13 protein-coding genes are annotated in these 16,907 nt (G+C 58.7%); 2 read left to right on the top strand and 11 right to left on the bottom strand.

Going from position 1 to position 16,907, the window contains the following annotated elements:
* The first annotated feature begins 11 nt into the window (after positions 1-11).
* Positions 12-1,706, top strand: coding sequence for a urocanate hydratase (gene hutU / locus CHB75_RS17920; protein ID WP_089273021.1), 1,695 nt, complete (start codon positions 12-14; stop codon positions 1,704-1,706).
* Positions 1,703-2,242: a HutD/Ves family protein gene (locus CHB75_RS17915; protein ID WP_089273019.1), complete on the top strand. Its 540-nt coding sequence runs from the start codon at positions 1,703-1,705 to the stop codon at positions 2,240-2,242. The genes hutU and CHB75_RS17915 overlap by 4 nt, the downstream gene beginning before the upstream one ends.
* Before the next feature lie 162 nt (positions 2,243-2,404).
* Here the strand turns inward: CHB75_RS17915 and CHB75_RS17910 are convergent, their stop codons facing one another.
* The 11 genes from CHB75_RS17910 to CHB75_RS17860 form a co-directional block, all read right to left on the bottom strand.
* Positions 2,405-3,145, bottom strand: a complete 741-nt coding sequence (locus CHB75_RS17910) for a histidine utilization transcriptional repressor HutC (RefSeq protein ID WP_089273017.1) — start codon at positions 3,143-3,145, stop codon at positions 2,405-2,407.
* Positions 3,146-3,177: 32 nt separating this feature from the next.
* Entirely contained in the window at positions 3,178-3,966 is a 789-nt protein-coding gene (locus CHB75_RS17905) for an amino acid ABC transporter ATP-binding protein (protein ID WP_089273015.1), read from the bottom strand.
* Position 3,967: 1 nt separating this feature from the next.
* The gene (locus tag CHB75_RS17900) at positions 3,968-4,630 is read right to left on the bottom strand and encodes an amino acid ABC transporter permease (RefSeq protein ID WP_089273013.1); all 663 of its coding nucleotides are present in this window, start codon (positions 4,628-4,630) and stop codon (positions 3,968-3,970) included.
* Positions 4,627-5,271 carry an amino acid ABC transporter permease gene (locus CHB75_RS17895; RefSeq protein WP_089273011.1) on the bottom strand — a complete coding sequence of 215 codons (645 nt, stop codon included), beginning with the start codon at positions 5,269-5,271 and terminating at the stop codon, positions 4,627-4,629. Before CHB75_RS17895 ends, CHB75_RS17900 begins: the two co-directional genes overlap by 4 nt.
* 67 nt (positions 5,272-5,338) lie before the next feature.
* On the bottom strand, positions 5,339-6,163 hold the full coding sequence (locus tag CHB75_RS17890; protein WP_089273009.1) for a transporter substrate-binding domain-containing protein: 825 nt from the start codon (positions 6,161-6,163) through the stop codon (positions 5,339-5,341).
* Positions 6,164-6,479: 316 nt separating this feature from the next.
* On the bottom strand, positions 6,480-7,844 hold the full coding sequence (locus CHB75_RS17885) for an FAD-binding oxidoreductase (RefSeq protein WP_217898806.1): 1,365 nt from the start codon (positions 7,842-7,844) through the stop codon (positions 6,480-6,482).
* A gap of 10 nt (positions 7,845-7,854) precedes the next feature.
* Positions 7,855-9,210: an LLM class flavin-dependent oxidoreductase gene (locus CHB75_RS17880; protein WP_089273005.1), complete on the bottom strand. Its 1,356-nt coding sequence runs from the start codon at positions 9,208-9,210 to the stop codon at positions 7,855-7,857.
* A gap of 446 nt (positions 9,211-9,656) precedes the next feature.
* Entirely contained in the window at positions 9,657-11,453 is a 1,797-nt protein-coding gene (locus CHB75_RS17875; protein WP_089273004.1) for an ABC transporter ATP-binding protein, read from the bottom strand.
* Entirely contained in the window at positions 11,453-12,616 is a 1,164-nt protein-coding gene (locus CHB75_RS17870) for a hypothetical protein (protein ID WP_089273002.1), read from the bottom strand. The genes CHB75_RS17875 and CHB75_RS17870 overlap by 1 nt, the downstream gene beginning before the upstream one ends.
* A gap of 40 nt (positions 12,617-12,656) precedes the next feature.
* A complete protein-coding gene (locus tag CHB75_RS17865) occupies positions 12,657-14,957 on the bottom strand; it encodes an alginate lyase family protein (protein ID WP_089273000.1) in 2,301 nt (766 codons plus the stop codon).
* Between the two features lie 132 nt (positions 14,958-15,089).
* Positions 15,090-16,163, bottom strand: a complete 1,074-nt coding sequence (locus tag CHB75_RS17860) for a glycosyltransferase family 2 protein (RefSeq protein WP_089272998.1) — start codon at positions 16,161-16,163, stop codon at positions 15,090-15,092.
* Positions 16,164-16,907: the final 744 nt, after the last annotated feature.

The raw sequence follows: 16,907 nt of genomic DNA, 5'->3' as shown, positions 1-16,907 counted from the left end.
GGATCGAACCCATGCCAGAGTCCCGCCACAACCTGCGTGACATCTATCCGCCCACCGGCCCGGAGCTGACCGCCAAAAGCTGGCAGACCGAAGCGCCGCTGCGGATGCTGATGAACAACCTGCACCCCGACGTGGCCGAAAACCCGCACGAATTGGTGGTTTACGGCGGCATCGGGCGCGCGGCCCGCACATGGGAGGATTTCGACGCCATCTGTGCCAGCCTGCGCGACCTTGAGGCGGATGAGACACTGGTGGTGCAATCGGGCAAGCCCATCGCCATCATCCGCACCCATACGGATGCCCCCCGCGTGCTGATCGCCAATTCCAACCTTGTGCCGGAATGGGCCAACTGGGACCATTTCAACGAATTGGATAAAAAGGGCCTGATGATGTACGGCCAGATGACCGCCGGGTCCTGGATCTATATCGGCGCGCAGGGCATCGTTCAGGGGACCTATGAGACCTTTGCCGAGGCTGGCCGCCAGCATTACGACGGCAACCTTACCGGAAAATGGATCCTGACGGGCGGGCTTGGCGGCATGGGTGGCGCACAGCCGCTGGCCGCCGTGATGGCCGGGGCCTGCTGTCTTGCGGTGGAATGCGACGAAACCCGCGCGGATTTCCGCATCCGCACACGGTATTGCGATGAAAAGACCCATAGCCTTGATGAGGCGCTGGCGCTGATCGACCGCTGGACCAAGGCAGGCGAGGCCAAATCCGTCGCGCTGATCGGCAACGCCGCCGAGGTTTTTCCCGAAATCCTGCGCCGGATGCAGGCGGGCGAACCTTTGCCAAACGGGCGGCCCGATATCGTGACCGACCAGACCTCGGCCCATGACCCCTATCGCGGCTATCTGCCGGCGGGATGGTCGGTGGCCGAATGGCACGCCAAACAGGAAACCGACCCCAAGGCGGTCAATGCCGCCGCGCGTGCGTCGATGAAGGTTCACGTCGCGGCCATGGTCGGTTTCTGGAACGCCGGTGTGCCGACACTGGATTACGGTAACAACATCCGGCAGGTGGCCAAGGATGAGGGGCTGGACGATGCCTTTGCCTTTCCCGGCTTTGTGCCCGCCTACATCCGTCCGCTGTTCTGTCGCGGCGTCGGGCCGTTCCGCTGGGTGGCGCTGTCTGGCGATCCCGAAGACATCTACAAGACCGATCAGGCCATGAAGGAACTCTTTCCCGAAAACGAAGGGCTGCACCGCTGGCTGGACATGGCACGCGACCGCATCGCGTTTCAGGGACTGCCGGCGCGGATCTGCTGGATCGGTCTGGGTGACCGGCACCGCGCGGGACTGAAATTCAACGAAATGGTCGCCAGCGGAGAGCTGTCCGCGCCAGTGGTCATCGGACGCGACCATCTGGATGCCGGTTCGGTCGCAAGCCCCAACCGCGAAACCGAAGCGATGCGTGACGGATCGGACGCGGTCAGCGACTGGCCATTGCTCAACGCGCTGGTCAATACGGCGTCGGGGGCGACCTGGGTATCAATCCACCACGGCGGCGGCGTCGGCATGGGATATTCCCAGCACGCCGGAGTGGTGATCTGCGCCGATGGCACGCCCGAAGCCGCGAAACGGCTGGAGCGTGTGCTGTGGAACGACCCGGCCTCGGGCGTGTGGCGGCATGCAGATGCCGGGTACCCCGAGGCGATCGACTGCGCGCGCGCCAACGGATTGCGCCTGCCCCGGATCCTTGGGTGAAAATCTGGCGCGCAGCGGACCGGGTGTCTGCGCCGTGGAAGAACGGCGCGGGCACGATGTCCGTCATCCTCACCAGCCCGGAAGGTTCCGGCTGGGACACCCTTGACTGGCGGGTGAGCACAGCCCTGATCACGCGCTCTGCCGCGTTTTCGCATTTCCCCGGGCTGGAGCGGGTGTTCTCGCCCTTTCAGGGCGGGGCGGTCACCCTGCGCCTGCCCGGAATGGAACAACATATCGGCCCGGGCGATGCGCCCTTTGCCTTTTCCGGCGACGCAGACTGTTTCTGCACCCATGACGGGCCCAAGACGCAGGTTCTGAACCTGCAGACCCGGGCGCCGTACCGCGCAGTTGTCGGCTATGACGCCTCGATCCTGGGCGCGGCCGCCGTGGCGCGGTATCTCTTTGCGCTGGAGCCTGTGGCCGAGATGGGTCTGGAAGCGGGCGATCTGGCCGCAGTCACGGGTACAGAGGTTCGCGCAGGCAAGGCGCTGTATGTGGCAATCCGGAAACAGGATTTGGCCGTTTCGTCCGATTGAACAGAGAAGCCGGGTGAGCGCCTGCCCGTGGGGTGGCGCTGCCAACGGTTGAGCGAGGCGCTTTATGGTCAGGTGTTGGTCGTCACTCGGATCTGCGCGCTGGCTTTACCAAAGCGCCAAAACGGCTTTATTCCGGGCGGCCCTGCTGTTCCAGGGACTGCCCTACCCCTGATCGCTCTGGTCCCTCGGTGCAAAGGCCGCGTGCAGCTGATGGCTGTCGCCCGGGTAAACCAGCCGCGCCCAGGTGACCCAGCCTTCGGCGGTGCGGGTGCGGCGGACGATCTCAAGACAGGCATCCCCATCATTCAGCGCCAGACTGGCCGCTATATCCGCATCGGCGTTCAGGGCGCGGATGCGGTGGCTTGCCTCGCTCCACGGCACCTGCCGCAGCAGCCATGTGCCCGGCGGCGTGGCGCTGAAATCCTGTTCCAGCACGCCGGGCGCCTGATCGGGATTCACCAGACGGGTTTCATGGCAGAACGGCTGACCATCGGCACTGTGCAATCCTTCGACCCGCAGGGCGCTCTGACCTCTGACCGCACCGCAGCCGACATCTGCCGCCTCGAATTCGCTCATCGCGATCACCTTTCGCGACAACAGCACAAAGCGGTAATCCTGCCCCATCGAACCGACCTCGGCCTCGATATCCGCGATTTCCATGACGGCGGACTGGGCGCGCGGCTGGGCGACAAAGGTGCCGCGTTTCTTGCGGCGGATCAGAAACCCCTCGCGCGCCAACCGGGTCAGCGCCTTGTTCATCGTCATGCGCGACACGCCATAGAGCTGCGCCAGATCCGTCTCGACCGGCAGCTGATGCCCCGGCAGCCACCTTCCCGACACGATCAATTCGCGGATTTCAGCGGTGATTTTGTCGTGCTGGCTGATCCGTCGTGGCTGGGTCATCTATGCTCCTCCGCGCTGATCTCTGACCCGCGCTACTGCACCAGAAAGGCACCGCGATCCAGATAGGTATCGAGAAACTGTTCCAGCCGTGGATTGCGCGGGGCGGCGAAAACCTTTTCCGGCGTGTCATGGAACAGCAGCCTGCCGTGATCCAGGAAACAGACATTGTTGCCAACCGATGCCGCAAATCCGATCTCGTGAGTCACGACGACCATGGTCATCCCCTCATCGGCAAGGGTGCGCATGACGTTCAGCACTTCGCCCGTCAGTTCCGGATCCAGCGCCGATGTGGGTTCGTCAAACAGCATGATCGTGGGGTCCAGCGCCAGCGCGCGGGCAATGGCCACCCGCTGCTGCTGGCCACCCGACAGCTGCGATGGATAGTGATGCGCGCGGGGGGCAAGATCGACCTTTTCCAACTGCGCCATCGCCTTTTCCTCGGCGTCCTTGCGCGACATCTTGCGCACCCGGCGCAGGGACGCGGCCACATTCCCCAGCGCCGTCATATGCGGCCAAAGGTTGAATTGCTGGAACACCATACCGATCTTGCTGCGCGTCCGGCGCAACTCTGCTGCCGTCTGCTTGCGCCTCCCATTTGGGCCTTCGACAAAGCCCAGCGGCTCGCCCTCGATCAGGATCGTGCCTGCATTGGCCTCTTCCAGAAAAGCCATGCAGCGCAGCAGGGTCGATTTGCCGGACCCCGACGGCCCGATGAGGCAGGACACCTGCCCGCGCGGCACCTCAAGGTTGATGTCGCGCAACACGACCGTGTCGCCGAACTGTTTCGAGACGTTCTTGATGCTGATGGCGCTGTCGGTCATGTCAGGTCAGTCTCAGTTTTGATATTTTGCGTTCTGCGATGCGGCCCAGGGCGTTGGCCAGTTCGACAAGGCCCCAATAGACCAGCGCCAGCACCACGATGGATTCAACGAAAGCGTATTGCTGTGATCCGATGGCGCTGACCGTCATCGTCATTTCCGGCACCGTGATCAGTGACAGCAACGCCGTGTCCTTGAGCAGGATCACCACCATGTTCAGCGACGGCGGCAGGACCAGCAGGGCCATTTCCGGCAGCTGGATGTACAGGATCGTCTGCACCCGCGAAAACCCGACGCAATCCGCTGCCTCGACATGGCCCGGCGGAACCGAAAGGTAGCCGGCGCGGAAAATCTCGGAATAATAGGCCGCGCCATAGATCGACAGGCCCAGCAGGCCCGCCGTGATCGGGTCAAGCCGCAGACCGATATAGGGCCCGCCGAAATACAACAGGAATATCTGCACCAGGAAGGGCGTGCCGCGCAGCACCTCGACCGGGATCATCAGCGCCGTGTTGACAAGGCGCCCGCCAAAACGACGCGCGGTGGCGACAAGAAAACCTAGCACAACGGCCAGCGCAGTGCCCACCACCCAGATCAGGATAGTGACACCCAGACCGGCCAGAATCTGCGGCCCCTTGGCAAAGATGACGGCGAAATCAAAACTCATTTGGCTGGCAATCCGGGCAGCGCGTCTTCGGCCCGGCGGGCGGCAAAGGCGACGGTCAGGTTGATCACAAGATAGATAAGGCCGGCCGAGGCAAAGATCGGCAGCGGCTGATAAGTCGATGCCGACAGGTTCTGCGCCATCTTGGTCAGCTCGACCAGCCCCACGACCGAAACAAGGGATGAGGATTTCAGGATCAGGATCGCCTCGTTCACCAGCGCAGGAAAGGTCAGGCGCAGGGCGATGGGGGTGCGGATATAGATGAATGTCTGCACGCGGGAAAACCCGGCCATTTCGGCGCTTTCGATCAGGCCGATGGGCACGCCCTCAAACCCGCCCCGCAGATTTTCCGCCTGATAGGCGGCGGTGCACAGCGACAGGCCGATGATCGCGGTGGCAAGGCTGGGCAGGGTGATACCGATGATCGGCAGCAGGTTGAAGATCAGCAGAAGCTGGACCAGCAACGGCACACCGCGAAAGAACGATATGAAAAGGCCCGCGCCATTATACAGCCAGCCATTGCCGGACATGCGCATGGCCGACAGGAACACGGCGAAGACCAGCCCGGCCAGGATCGAAATCGCGCTGACAAAGATCGTCATCAGCGACGCCTGCAGCAGCAACTGGAATAGATACCAGGTCATCGGGGGGACGCCTTGTCAGTAGGTGCGCGGCGGGAAGACATAGCTGCCCCGCCACGCATTTTCACAATCAGATGCTGGGATCTGTCACATAGTCGGGCATGTCAAAGGTGGTGCCGAACCACTTTTCCTGCAGCGCACCCATGCGTCCGTCGGCCTTCATCGCCAGCAGGATCTCGTCGATTTTGTCCATCAGGCTGGCGAATTCCGGTTCGATACGGCCGGGAAAGCCAAAGTAGGTCGGGGTGCCGAATGCGGGTGTCACGACCTTGAACACTTCGGGGCGCTGGCTGGCGACAAAGGCGATGTTGGGCAGCGAATTGGCCATCGCGTCGATACGGCCAGCGGCAAGGTCGGCATAGGCTTCGTTGAACGAAACGTATTCGCGGTATTCGGTCGGGGCCGGGTCAAGCGTCGCGCCAAAGGCCTGAAGCTGTGCCAGCTGCGCCGTACCGGTGCCAGAGCCCACAGGCTTGCCCGCGATGTCGGCGGGCGCTGCGATATCGCTGTCCGCACCGACCAGCAGGGCGACGGTCGCCTCTGCAATCGGGCTGGAGAAACGGTAACGCGTCATGCGTTCCTTGGTGATGGTCGCAGGGCCGGCAACGACGTCGAAACGGCCCGCTTCCAGACCGGGCAGAACGCCGGTCCAGTCCAGCGTGATCCACTCGATCTCGACGCCCATTTCCTTGCCGATCTCTTCGTAGATGTCCATGTTGAGACCGGTGTGGGTGCCCGCATCGATATAGTCGAACGGGGCAAAGGCTGTTTCGGTGCCGACCTTCAGCGTACCGGCCGCCATGACGCGTTCCAGCGCGTCCTCAGCCTGCGCGGTGAGGGTGGTTCCAAGAAGAAGGGCCGCTCCGGTGAGGGCGGCAAGTAAGGGCTTGCGCATGGATAGTCTCCCTGTGCGCCCCTGACGGGGCATCTTTGTTGATGGTTCGTGTGGCCGTGACGTCGCAGAACGCCGCATTTATTTTGTGTATACAAATGGCAGTGAACAGCAAAATGAGGCGTGTGGGAAGTGGGTATCCGTAGGTCACCGCCCGCCCAATGAGCACCTTTTCCGCTGACCGCCCAACAATTGGGCGCATGCCACAACCATGCCCAAAGGTCTATGAACGACAGATCCCGGCCCGATACGCCCGGGATCAAGCCGGTGGCAGGTGCCTTTTGCGCCGACCGGTAGCTATTGACCTCTGCCCCAGTCCCTACAGATCGAAAATCTTGCCCGGATTGAGGATGCCCTTTGGATCAACCGCCTGCTTCAGTCGCCGCATGAGGTTCAATGCTCCGCCGTGCTCGGCCTCCATGAAGGCCTTTTTGCCCAGACCGACGCCATGTTCTCCGGTTGCGGTGCCGCCGCATTCCAGCGCCATCGCGACAAGACGTGCGTTCAGTTGTTTTACGCGGGTCTGTTCCTCAGGAACTTCGGGATCAAAGAGCATCACGAGGTGGAAATTCCCGTCACCGACATGACCATGCAGGGGGGCCACCACCCCCGCCGCCGCGATTTCGGACTGAATTGCGTCGATGATGCCGGGCAGTTCCGACACCGGCACGCAAACATCCGTGGACAGGCTCTTGCACCCCGGGCGCAGGGCACGCGCCGCATAAAGTGCCGAATGTCGCAGCGCCCAGAGGGCATTATATTCCTCGGTCGTGTGGCAAGGCGCCAAAGTCGCCCCGTTTTCGGCGGCAAGCTGGCCGAACGTGTCCTGATCTGCCGCGACCTGCGCCGCACTGCCGGTCATGTCGATCATCAGGGTCGCGGTTTCTGGATGATCGGTCTTGTTGTAGGCATTGATCGCGCGCATCTGCAGCGCGTCCAGCAGCTCGATCCGGTTGAGGCTCAGCCCGCATTGCAACGCCTCGACCACCGTCTGCGTGGCATCGGATATCCGGGCGAAACTGTACATCCCCGCCCGGGCCGCTTCGGGTATTCCGGTCAGGCGCAGGGTCAATTCGGTGATGATCCCCAAAGTGCCTTCGGCACCGACAAACAGCGCGGAAAGGTCGTAACCCGATGACGATTTGCGCGCCCTGCCCCCTGTGTGGATGACCTCACCATCCGGCAGCACCACAGTCAGCCCCATCACCAGCGCGCGCATGGTTCCGTGGCGCACGGTCATGGTGCCCGACGCCCGGGTCGAGGCAAGCCCACCCAGAGTGGCATGGGCGCCCACGTCGATTGGCAGGAACAACCCGGTGTCACGCAGGTGTTCGTTCAGCTGCTGCCGGGTGACACCGCATTCCACTGTGGCATCCATATCTTCGGGTGACACCCGCAGGATCGCGGTCATGGCGGTCAGGTCGATGCTCAGCCCGCCGTGAACCGCCTGTGTCTGCCCCTCGATCGAGGACCCGTGCCCAAAGGCCACAACCGGAAATCCATGTTCATGGCAGATTGCCAGCGCGTCCGAGACATCTGCGGTGGTGGTTGCAAACAGCACGGCATCCGGGGGCGCGGCGGCGTGCCAGCTGTCGCCCGCGCCGTGCTGGTCGCGCAGGGCGCTGCCGGTTTCGATCTGTGCGCCGAACCGGGCAGTCAAAGCGACAAGAGCGGGATGGATCATTTCGGGCACCCTACTCGGCCGCATCGCGCGCTGCGGCGTAGCGGTTCACAGGAAAGGACAGGCCAAGGTTTTCGCGCAGGGTTTTGCCTTCGTACGCATCGCGGAACAGACCGCGGCGGCGCAGTTCTGGCACCACAAGGCGCGTGAAATCCTCCAGGCTTGATGGCAGCGTGGGGCACATCAGGATGAAACCGTCTGCGGCCTCTGCCTCGAACCACTCCTGCATGTAGTCCGCGACCTCAATATACGATCCGGTCAGACCATTGCCGGTGTGCTGGCGGGCATAATGCGTGATGAGTTCGCGCAGGGTGTGCCCCTGCTCAACGAATTCCTTTACGCCCTCGAACATCGCAACCGATCCTTTGGCCTTGGCGGGCATCCGATCCATCGGAAAGGGTTGATCAAGATCGGCGCCATGCAGGTCCGTCTCAAGGAACTCCTGAAGCATCAGCAGGCCCACCTCGGGGTGCATCACATCGACCATTTCCTGCGCGCGGGCCTCTGCCTCGGCGCGGGTTTCGCCGACGTTGACGACAATGCCCGGCATGATCTTCAGGTCCGACGGGTCGCGGCCATATTTGCCCATGCGTCCCTTGACGTCCGCATAGAACGCCTTGTTCTTGTCGATGTTCGAGGCAAGGGAAAACACCACCTCGGCGGTGCGCGCGGCGAGTTCGCGGCCGCGTTCGGACCCGCCCGCCTGGGCGATCACCGGCCGGCCCTGAGGCGTGCGCGCGATGTTCAGCGGCCCGCGCACCTGGAAATGCTTGCCCACATGGTCCAGTGTGTGCAGCTTGTCCTTGTCGTGATAAACACCATTTTCGCGGTCGAGCAGCAGAGCGTCATCTTCCCAGCTGTCCCACAGGCCCAGCACCACATCCAGGAATTCCTCGCCCCGGTCATAGCGGTCTGCGTGGGGGTCCAGCCCTTGGCGGTTATAGTTGTAGCCCGTTTCGTCATGATCCGAGGTCACCACGTTCCAGCAGATCCGCCCACCCGAGATATGATCCGCCGAGGCGAACAGCCGCGCGATATTGTAGGGTTCGTAATAGCTGGTCGAAGCGGTTGCGACGAAACCGAGGCTTTCTGTGACCATGCTAAGCGCGGTGATCGCCGTGATCGGCTCGAACCGGTTCATCTTGGTCGGCTGGCGGGCCAACGCCTCTGGATGGCCCACGGCGGCGGCGGGGCTGTCGGCAAAGAACATGAAGTCAAGGCAGGCAGCTTCGGATATCTGCGCGACCTTTATCATGTGGTCGATGTTGTTGGCCCCCGTCACATCCGACCCCGGATGAAGCCAGGCGGCAGGGTGGAAGCCGAAGGTGTAAACAAAAGTGCCCAGTTTCAGCGTATCGGTGCGCGCCATGCCCGTTCTCCTGTGTGCGGATGTTGCCGCACTATGCCCAGCAGGCCCGCCGTGCAAAAGCCGATATCCTCGCAATCCCTTAAGATGGCGCAGAAAAAACCGCCCCGGCGCGGTTTTATGCCACTCCTTTGATCGCCTTTGTTGCACCAAACGAGACGCACTATGGAACATGGAAGAACGGATGGTCAGCCTTGCCAAAACTGTGTGGTGAAATCGCAGGGTTTTGTATTCTGGCTGTAGAACCCTTGTGAATTCCAGAGCCGTGATGAGGCCTCATCTCTGACGCGGTGGCGCAGGCGGATCTGGGAGGACGTGGCCGAATGGTTGCTGACCCAAGCAGCCAGCTTCACCCGACATAGAACGCAGTAGGTCGGGTGAAGAGCTATGGTCCGGAATACATCAGCGGCATCACACCGTAGTGAAAACCGAAAATGGCTGCGTAGGGTCTACGACCTCGTCCCGTTCAAAACGGGAGTATTACCCTGTTTTGTACCTTGGCTGGGCTCAAACAATTCGCCGAATAGAGGGTTTGTTTCGAGCAGAGACTGGGGGGTGTCAAACGCGACCAAATGGCCGCCGTCCAATAGTATCACCTTGTCCACATGCTCAAGCGTAGACGCGCGGTGGGTGACGAAGAACGCCGTTGCGTCCGACAGAGCTTCGTCAAGCGCCTCCATCACCGCGCGCTCGGTCTGGCCATCCAATGCGCTCGTCGCTTCGTCGAAGATGTAGATCTTGGCATTTTTGACGAAGGCTCTGGCGATTCCGACGCGCTGTTTCTGACCACCCGACAGCGCACGTCCGTTCGGTCCGACCTGACTATCGAGTCCTTGCGGCGCTTCGGCGATCAGATCGCCAAGTTGCGCCAACCGTGCAGCCTGTTCGATCTGTGCGTCGGTGGCGGCGACGTTGCCATCACGAATGTTGTCGCGGATGGACCCATCGAAGAGGAAAACGTCCTGCGAGATCAGCGCGATGTTACGACGAAGCGACTCCTCTTTGATTTCGCGCAGGTTAATTCCGTCAATCTCGATGACACCCTCGGTAGGGTCATAGAACCGCTGGATGAGGTCGATGAGCGTGCTCTTACCTGCCCCAGAGCGCCCGACAATGGCAATGCGCTGGCCAGCGACCGCTTCGAAACTGACCCGGTTCAGAGCGGGCACTTTTTTGCCGTAGGCAAAGCTCACATCACGAAAGCTGACCGAAGCGACCGAGTCGTCGATTTCCGTGGTCCCGTCTGTTCTCAGGGTCGGCTTTTCATCCAGAAGGTCATACATTCTGCCGGCCTGGACGAGCGTCTTCTGCAGTTCCACCCAGATTTTGGAAATGCGTTCAGCAGGTTGATAGGCCATTAGAAACGCCGTGATGAAGGCAGTAAATTCACCGGGCGTCTTGCCATGATTGACCGTCTGCCAGGCCGCATAAATAACGAACAGGCCAATGACAACACCGCCAAGCAGCTCCATGATTGGCACGGTCGCTGAGGTCACTTTGGCGATGCCGAACAGGCGCTCTTCGAGCTTGTCGACCGCCGCTTCGAAGCGGCGTATGGACTTGCCCTCAAGCTGATAACTTTTGACCGTCTTGATCCCGTCGATCGCTTCGGTACCCAAGCTGAAAAAGGCCCCCGTCAGCTCGGTCTCTGCGTTTGCCGCAGCGCGGACACGCTTGGAGAGGTGAGCCACGAGCCAGAAGATGATCGGGATAAGCGTACTTCCGACAAGCGTCATGACCGGATCCTGGAACAGCATGACGCCGAAAAGCGCAATCAGCGTGAGCGTATCGGTCAGCATCTTGTTGCAAAGGTTGATTACGCTTGAGCCACACGCCTTCCCGAGAATCTTGATCTGGGACATTTGTGTCGAGCCATGTTTACCCGCGAACTGTTCGACATTCTTTGCGATGGTGGCCTTGAAGATGCGCTTTTGGTAATGAGCGGAAATCGATCGGTCAAAGAGCACGGCAATCACTGAGTTCGCATACTGGAAAAAGCTCTTGCCGATGGAAACGCCGATTACCAACAAGGCCACCCAGATAGCTTTGTTCGTGTTTTCGTCGACAAAGACATCATTCACGATCAGCCGGGTGGAATAGGCGAGCGCGCCGGTAAAGGCTGCAACGCCAAGCATGCAGATCAGCGAGATCGCAAAAAGCTTCCAGCGCGTGGCAAGGGCCTCGCTTACCAGTCGGCGCGCCGTCGAAACCGCTTGGCCGGCAGATACCGTTTTATCTTTGGCCATCAGTTCAGAGTCCTTTTGGGCCTTGCGATACCAAGCTTGCTTAGAATCCGATATCCAATGCCGTTAGATTTGCGCTGCCCCGCCGGCAGATCAAACCGTTTGGCAAAATCCTGTAGCCAGATTGTGTGTTCGGTGCTGCGAAATTTCTTTGCCTTGGCAAGGTCACCGACCATGTCCGCAAGCCGGGTGCGATCGACGTTTACTATGTCGGTTACATCGCTTGGTGTTTCAATAGGCCCGGCGAAATCACCACGTTCCAGCCTGCCGTAATCAAAATCACGGAACTCGATACCGTAGGAATCGCGCAGAATAAGCGGGCTGGGCGAGGAATAGTCGATGGAGTCGCGGATCTCGGCTTTTAAACGTGGTCTGGGCACGTTGTGCTCTTTTTCAATCTTTTGCAAAAGGCGAAAAAGTCTCCCTGATCCAGACTTAAAAACGTCGTCGTCATGAGGGAAAAACGTCCGCCGGTAATCCTGCAGCAAAGCCATTCCTTCGGCCGAGCTCGATTCATTGCTCCACGCAGCTTGCGCTGCTGTCAGAAGTGCGGCGCGGCAATTAGGGGCATAATTTGATGCAAAGTCCGCAACAACATCTCCTTCTTCGAGACTATTGCGATCAAAGAGTCTTACCGTAATATCTGCTGCGGGAAACAAAGTGCGGAAGTTTTCAAGTACACCACACACATCCCGCGGTTCTTGCGCAGAAAGCTGCGAGGACGCTCTCAACCGTTGCTGAGAGGCGGACAGATAATAATCTGAGGGGCGGCGGATATATACCAGAATTTCAATTTGATCTGCACCGAGATCCGTAAAGAATTTTAAGAAATCCTCTGCGTTCTCTGACAAGTAGAATCGGCTTAAATACTCGGATGATAAAATCAAAAGGTTGTGAGGCACATCGCGAATTTGGCGACGCAGGCCTTCAAGAAACACCTCGGTACGTTCTTGTAGATCACTTTCCTCAAGAAAGCGGTATTCCCGGGGCAGTTCATCCCTGGTCATCATCGCCGCGGCGAGAAGGCCGTGATTGTAAGCCTTGGGGACAGTCGGATCAGGATACAGGATGCCCTGCGACCTCAGATCCATCTGCGCATCATGCAACGCATGCTGCAGAGCCGTGCTGCCCGTCTTTGGCAATCCGATATGAATCAGTGTCTTCATTCTGCATTCCCAGATTTCGTTAGTGAGGTGGTCGCTCCGGTTACCCCACGCTTCTACCTAACCGCCACCAGAGCGCAATGCCATCATGGGGCGGAAAACAGGCAGGCGCATCAGCCGACAAAGACACATGTTCGCCTGATCGCGCCATGAGAGACGAAGCTAGTGGCACAAGACGTCGGTGATCAAATGGCTTGATCTGTGGCAACGTCCACGTGGTCGTCGCCTCGTTCAGCAACCAACTGGTGGCAACCACGAGCCTCTGCCCCGCTTGACTGTTCCATGGGTGCAGACCTGTCCCTTCGAGCAAATCAAACAGATTGATCCAGCTTTGCAGATTGAAGACGCCGTAGTGCAGCGTCAGAGTGCGCGCGAATTCATGCGGTTGGTCCCCGTCCTGAGTGATACTCGCCAGGAGGCGCGCTTGCGCCCGATGATTGATCTGCTGCAATTTGTCTTCGTCGCCAAGAAAGGCAGCCAGAGCGGCGCATTGCAGGTCGTAGCAGGTACCATGATTGTTCAGCGCAGACCGTTCTTTGGTGCCCTGCTCGCTGTTTTCGAGCCAATCGAGGAACTTAGTGCACCAGGCCCGCATTCCGGCTGTCAGATCCGGGTCGTCAAGCAGGGTGATTGCATCAAGAAAGTAATAGAAATCCTTGGTCTCGATTAGACCTGATGGCTGACCACGATCTCCTTGATGGCCGCGCCGCACTTGTGACGATGTCAGGTTCGGGGCCATGCAGGTTTCAGGATTTATGAACCAGGTTCGGACAAGATTGCAGGCGTGATCGTGATGCTTCTGCGAAGCGCCAAACCGGACGGCCAGCGCAAGAGTCGTGGTATCATCGAAGACACGCTGCAAACCGCTTCGATCATACTGCTCGCTGCCAGCTTCGTACATTTCTGTTCCCGGCACACGTTCGCCGTCTTTCCGAATGTAGGGCAGACCGCCCGGCTTTTTCGGATCAGGCCACCAGTACGGGGCGGGGTGGTAGTAATCATGCAGGTTGCCGCTGGGCCCCGGTTTTGGCTTGTCCGTCACAGAAAACGGCCCACGGGTCATCGCTTCGTCTGCCGCTTGGTGCAATACTTGCTCGTCAAAACCCTCAGATGATCGCCCGGCGAGCTGATAAAACACTGGAGCTTGCGCGGCATCACCAGCCCGAATGGCGCGTTTTTCAAGTGTATCGAGTGTCAGACAGATCGCCTCATCCCGAGCAATACCGCGTTGCGCGGTATTCTTTTTGCCAGACCCCTCAAGTTTTGCCTCGCCGGAAAACAGCCGGGCCACCCACCCTGCTGAACCTACGCGATACCCTTCGGCGCTGACTTTACGGGGCGGCTCGTCGAAGTCATTTACCGGCCAATCCGTCCATGGACCTTCGATCCCAAGGTGCACAAATAACTCGACCTTCGGTCGGCGGCCATACGGATAGGCCGTATCGAATCGCGCAAGCGCATCATTGCGGAACGCGATCTGAGGTTCATCCTGCGCGATGGGTGCACAACCATCCACGAGCAGACTTTGATTGTCGAGCATCCGCGCCATTGGAACTGTAAAATACCGCTTGTCACGGTTTGCCAGGATGCCAGAACGAAGCGCTTCCCAGGCATCTTGCGTAAAGTAGCAGTTTCCGTCGAAGGGCAGCGCCCATTTCGCATGCATACGGCACATCTCGAGCGCGTGATTGCGCGCGCCGTTGTTGTTCATGACATAGTTATTGCGTGCACGATACGTCTGCAACCGCAGGCGCAGTGCAATTGCATCGCCCATCTCATCCAAACGGCCATCCAAGAAGATGGACCCGTCCCGGATCGTTGCGAAATCATATCCTATTCGCGGTACTTTCCCAGGATCGAAATTCAGCCGCTCATAGGTCTGCCCGTGTGCTTCGAGAAGGTCGATCAAGGCCACCTCGGTATCGGGATCGAATATCCGGTTAAGCAACCAAAGCTTTTTGCAGTCCGCCAGCTCTGGTTCGTTTTCGAGAATGAATTTCACATTTTCAAGCGCCTGACCGGATCTGTGACGCGGAACAAGGTCGTTGCCGATGATCCGGCACAGCGCAAAGGTATCCACCATTTCGTCCATCCGCGCTTCGGCTTGGGCATCGCGCAGAGGCGGCGACAGCGACGAAAGTTTGCCTGCCAACTCACCCATTTTCGGTCGGTTGTCAGTTGCGCGGCCTGCCTTTGCGGCCTTCCGTGCCTTCCTCCTCCGGTTACGGATCACAAGATAGATCGGGAGGCTCACCGGCAGTGTCGGCAGCAGAAATGGCGAGACGACAAGAAGTGCTCGATTGCGTGGCTTGCTCCAGAGTCTTCGGAGCTTGGCTCTCAACATTTTTCAGAGACGTCCTTTTACTTCGGCGCAATTGTTAATCAACGCACACACCCGATCTTGATGAATTTGATATGCTTGACCGGATATATCTTCGGCACTCATCTTTAGAAGAGAGCCCCCTATCGCAACAGATTACCAGCGCATCAAGCCAGCGTCGATCAATTGCTGGGGGTTTTCGTAGCGCTGAGACCGATCAGTCAGGAACCCGTCCTCGACATCCGACATCCTATCGAGAAGTTCCTGATAGTACCGATATTTGGCGGCGCCCTTCACGTGCGCCTTCCACTTGCGCGCATTCTGGATCTTGCGCGCAAAGTTCGATGTGAAGACGAAATGAGCCAAGGTCAGAAGAATTTCTCCCTTGGGAGGGGTGATGGCATCATGACATGTGAACAGAAAAGAGTCATCCGTGCGTTTAAGGATAGGAGTTTTGTGCCGAGCAGATCGGTTGAACTCCTGATTTTTCTTTTCCTTTGATGACAGATATATTTTTTCGCGCAATGTCTCTCGGATGATTGACGGTTGCACCCCATAGTGTTCGAACAGGCGCATGGATTTCGAAGGATTGACGAAAATCGGTTTTCCTCTGCCATCCATTTCTGCCATGGGATCGAACAGAGGCTCCGCCTCGAACCAGCCATAAGCGTCCATCAGGCCGTCAAAAGAATGCGGTAGTGGCTTTTTAAACTCAGCCGTGGAGCGCGGGAAAAACTCCACCATCGTCGCCAATGCGCCCGAACTTCCGATTTCCTCGATCCGATCATAGACCTCTCGGATATGAGTGACACCCGGCGGTAATATCAAAAACTCGTCAGCGTCGAAATACGCGACAAATTTTCCATTCATGAAGTACGGCGGGATGGCCATTTTAGCGAATGTTCCGAACCGCTGAACCCGCGAGTTCTTGTGCGTCTCGCCAGTGTATATCAACTCTTCTCCGAAGGTCATGGCTGTATGGATTACCACACAGTCCTTCTGTTTTCGAAGGTACTCGAACGTGCCGTCATTTGATCGGTCATCAAAGACAAGAAACTGCTCAAATCCCAGTCTGCGGTAATGGGCTAGAAAGGCTGGCAGGAGCGGTAGCTCGTTCTTGACAGGCACAAACGCTGACAACTTTTCGGGATCTACATCACCGAAAACCTGCGAAATGAGCGAACCAACATCCTGAATATCATATTCTGGAAGAGTGGGTTTGCGAAACATGTAATGACCTGTTATTTTGTTGATCCGCTCGTAAATCACATTCAATTTTTCAAGTCAATTATGAGGGGACCGACCAACTGTACTTATTCGACTGACTAAAGCCGCCAACGGGGGTGGTCCAGTTCTTTCGACCCCATAGCGGCCGTGTCAAGGTGAAGCAGGGCTTCAAATCAGGCTGCCGCCTTTATGGTCTCGGCTTTGCTTGCATGGACCACCTCGCGGATCAAGATTCCGTGATCTCATGGGCGAGCACCACGCATTGAAGTACAGATATGGTGCCTTATGCGCCATTTCCGGGCGCACTGTGACGCTGAGACGGCAACATGGGTATAGTTCGGCTAAGTGCTGTTCAATACGCGTATAATACCCACTGATCTGGCCGATCAAGGGCCGTTCAAGGGCTAGCAGGCTGCGGAACTGGAAACTCCGCTTCCCAGTTATGTTCATGCCTCCCAGAACAGGATAACCGATATGAAAACATTAGGTTACTAGTTTTTCAAGGTGCTACAGCGCAGAGCTATTTGAGAGCAAATTTTCGCCAGGAGCGCGCAACATACTCGATCGCCCATGCGACGCTTGAGTCCCCGACTTGCCCCTTATGTGAGGGTCTGCGTATGATCTACCTCAGCCCTTCTCGAACATTCCGACGGGCATTGTTGCACAACTCTGACTATGGACGATTCACAACGTGAATCTATGCGGTTAGAGGGTCTTTATGAGCAAGCCACCTCCCGCCCGCTACCG

Source organism: Puniceibacterium sediminis (genome assembly GCF_900188035.1).
GTDB classification, from domain to species: domain Bacteria; phylum Pseudomonadota; class Alphaproteobacteria; order Rhodobacterales; family Rhodobacteraceae; genus Puniceibacterium; species Puniceibacterium sediminis.
This window is presented reverse-complemented; position numbering and strand designations above follow the sequence as displayed.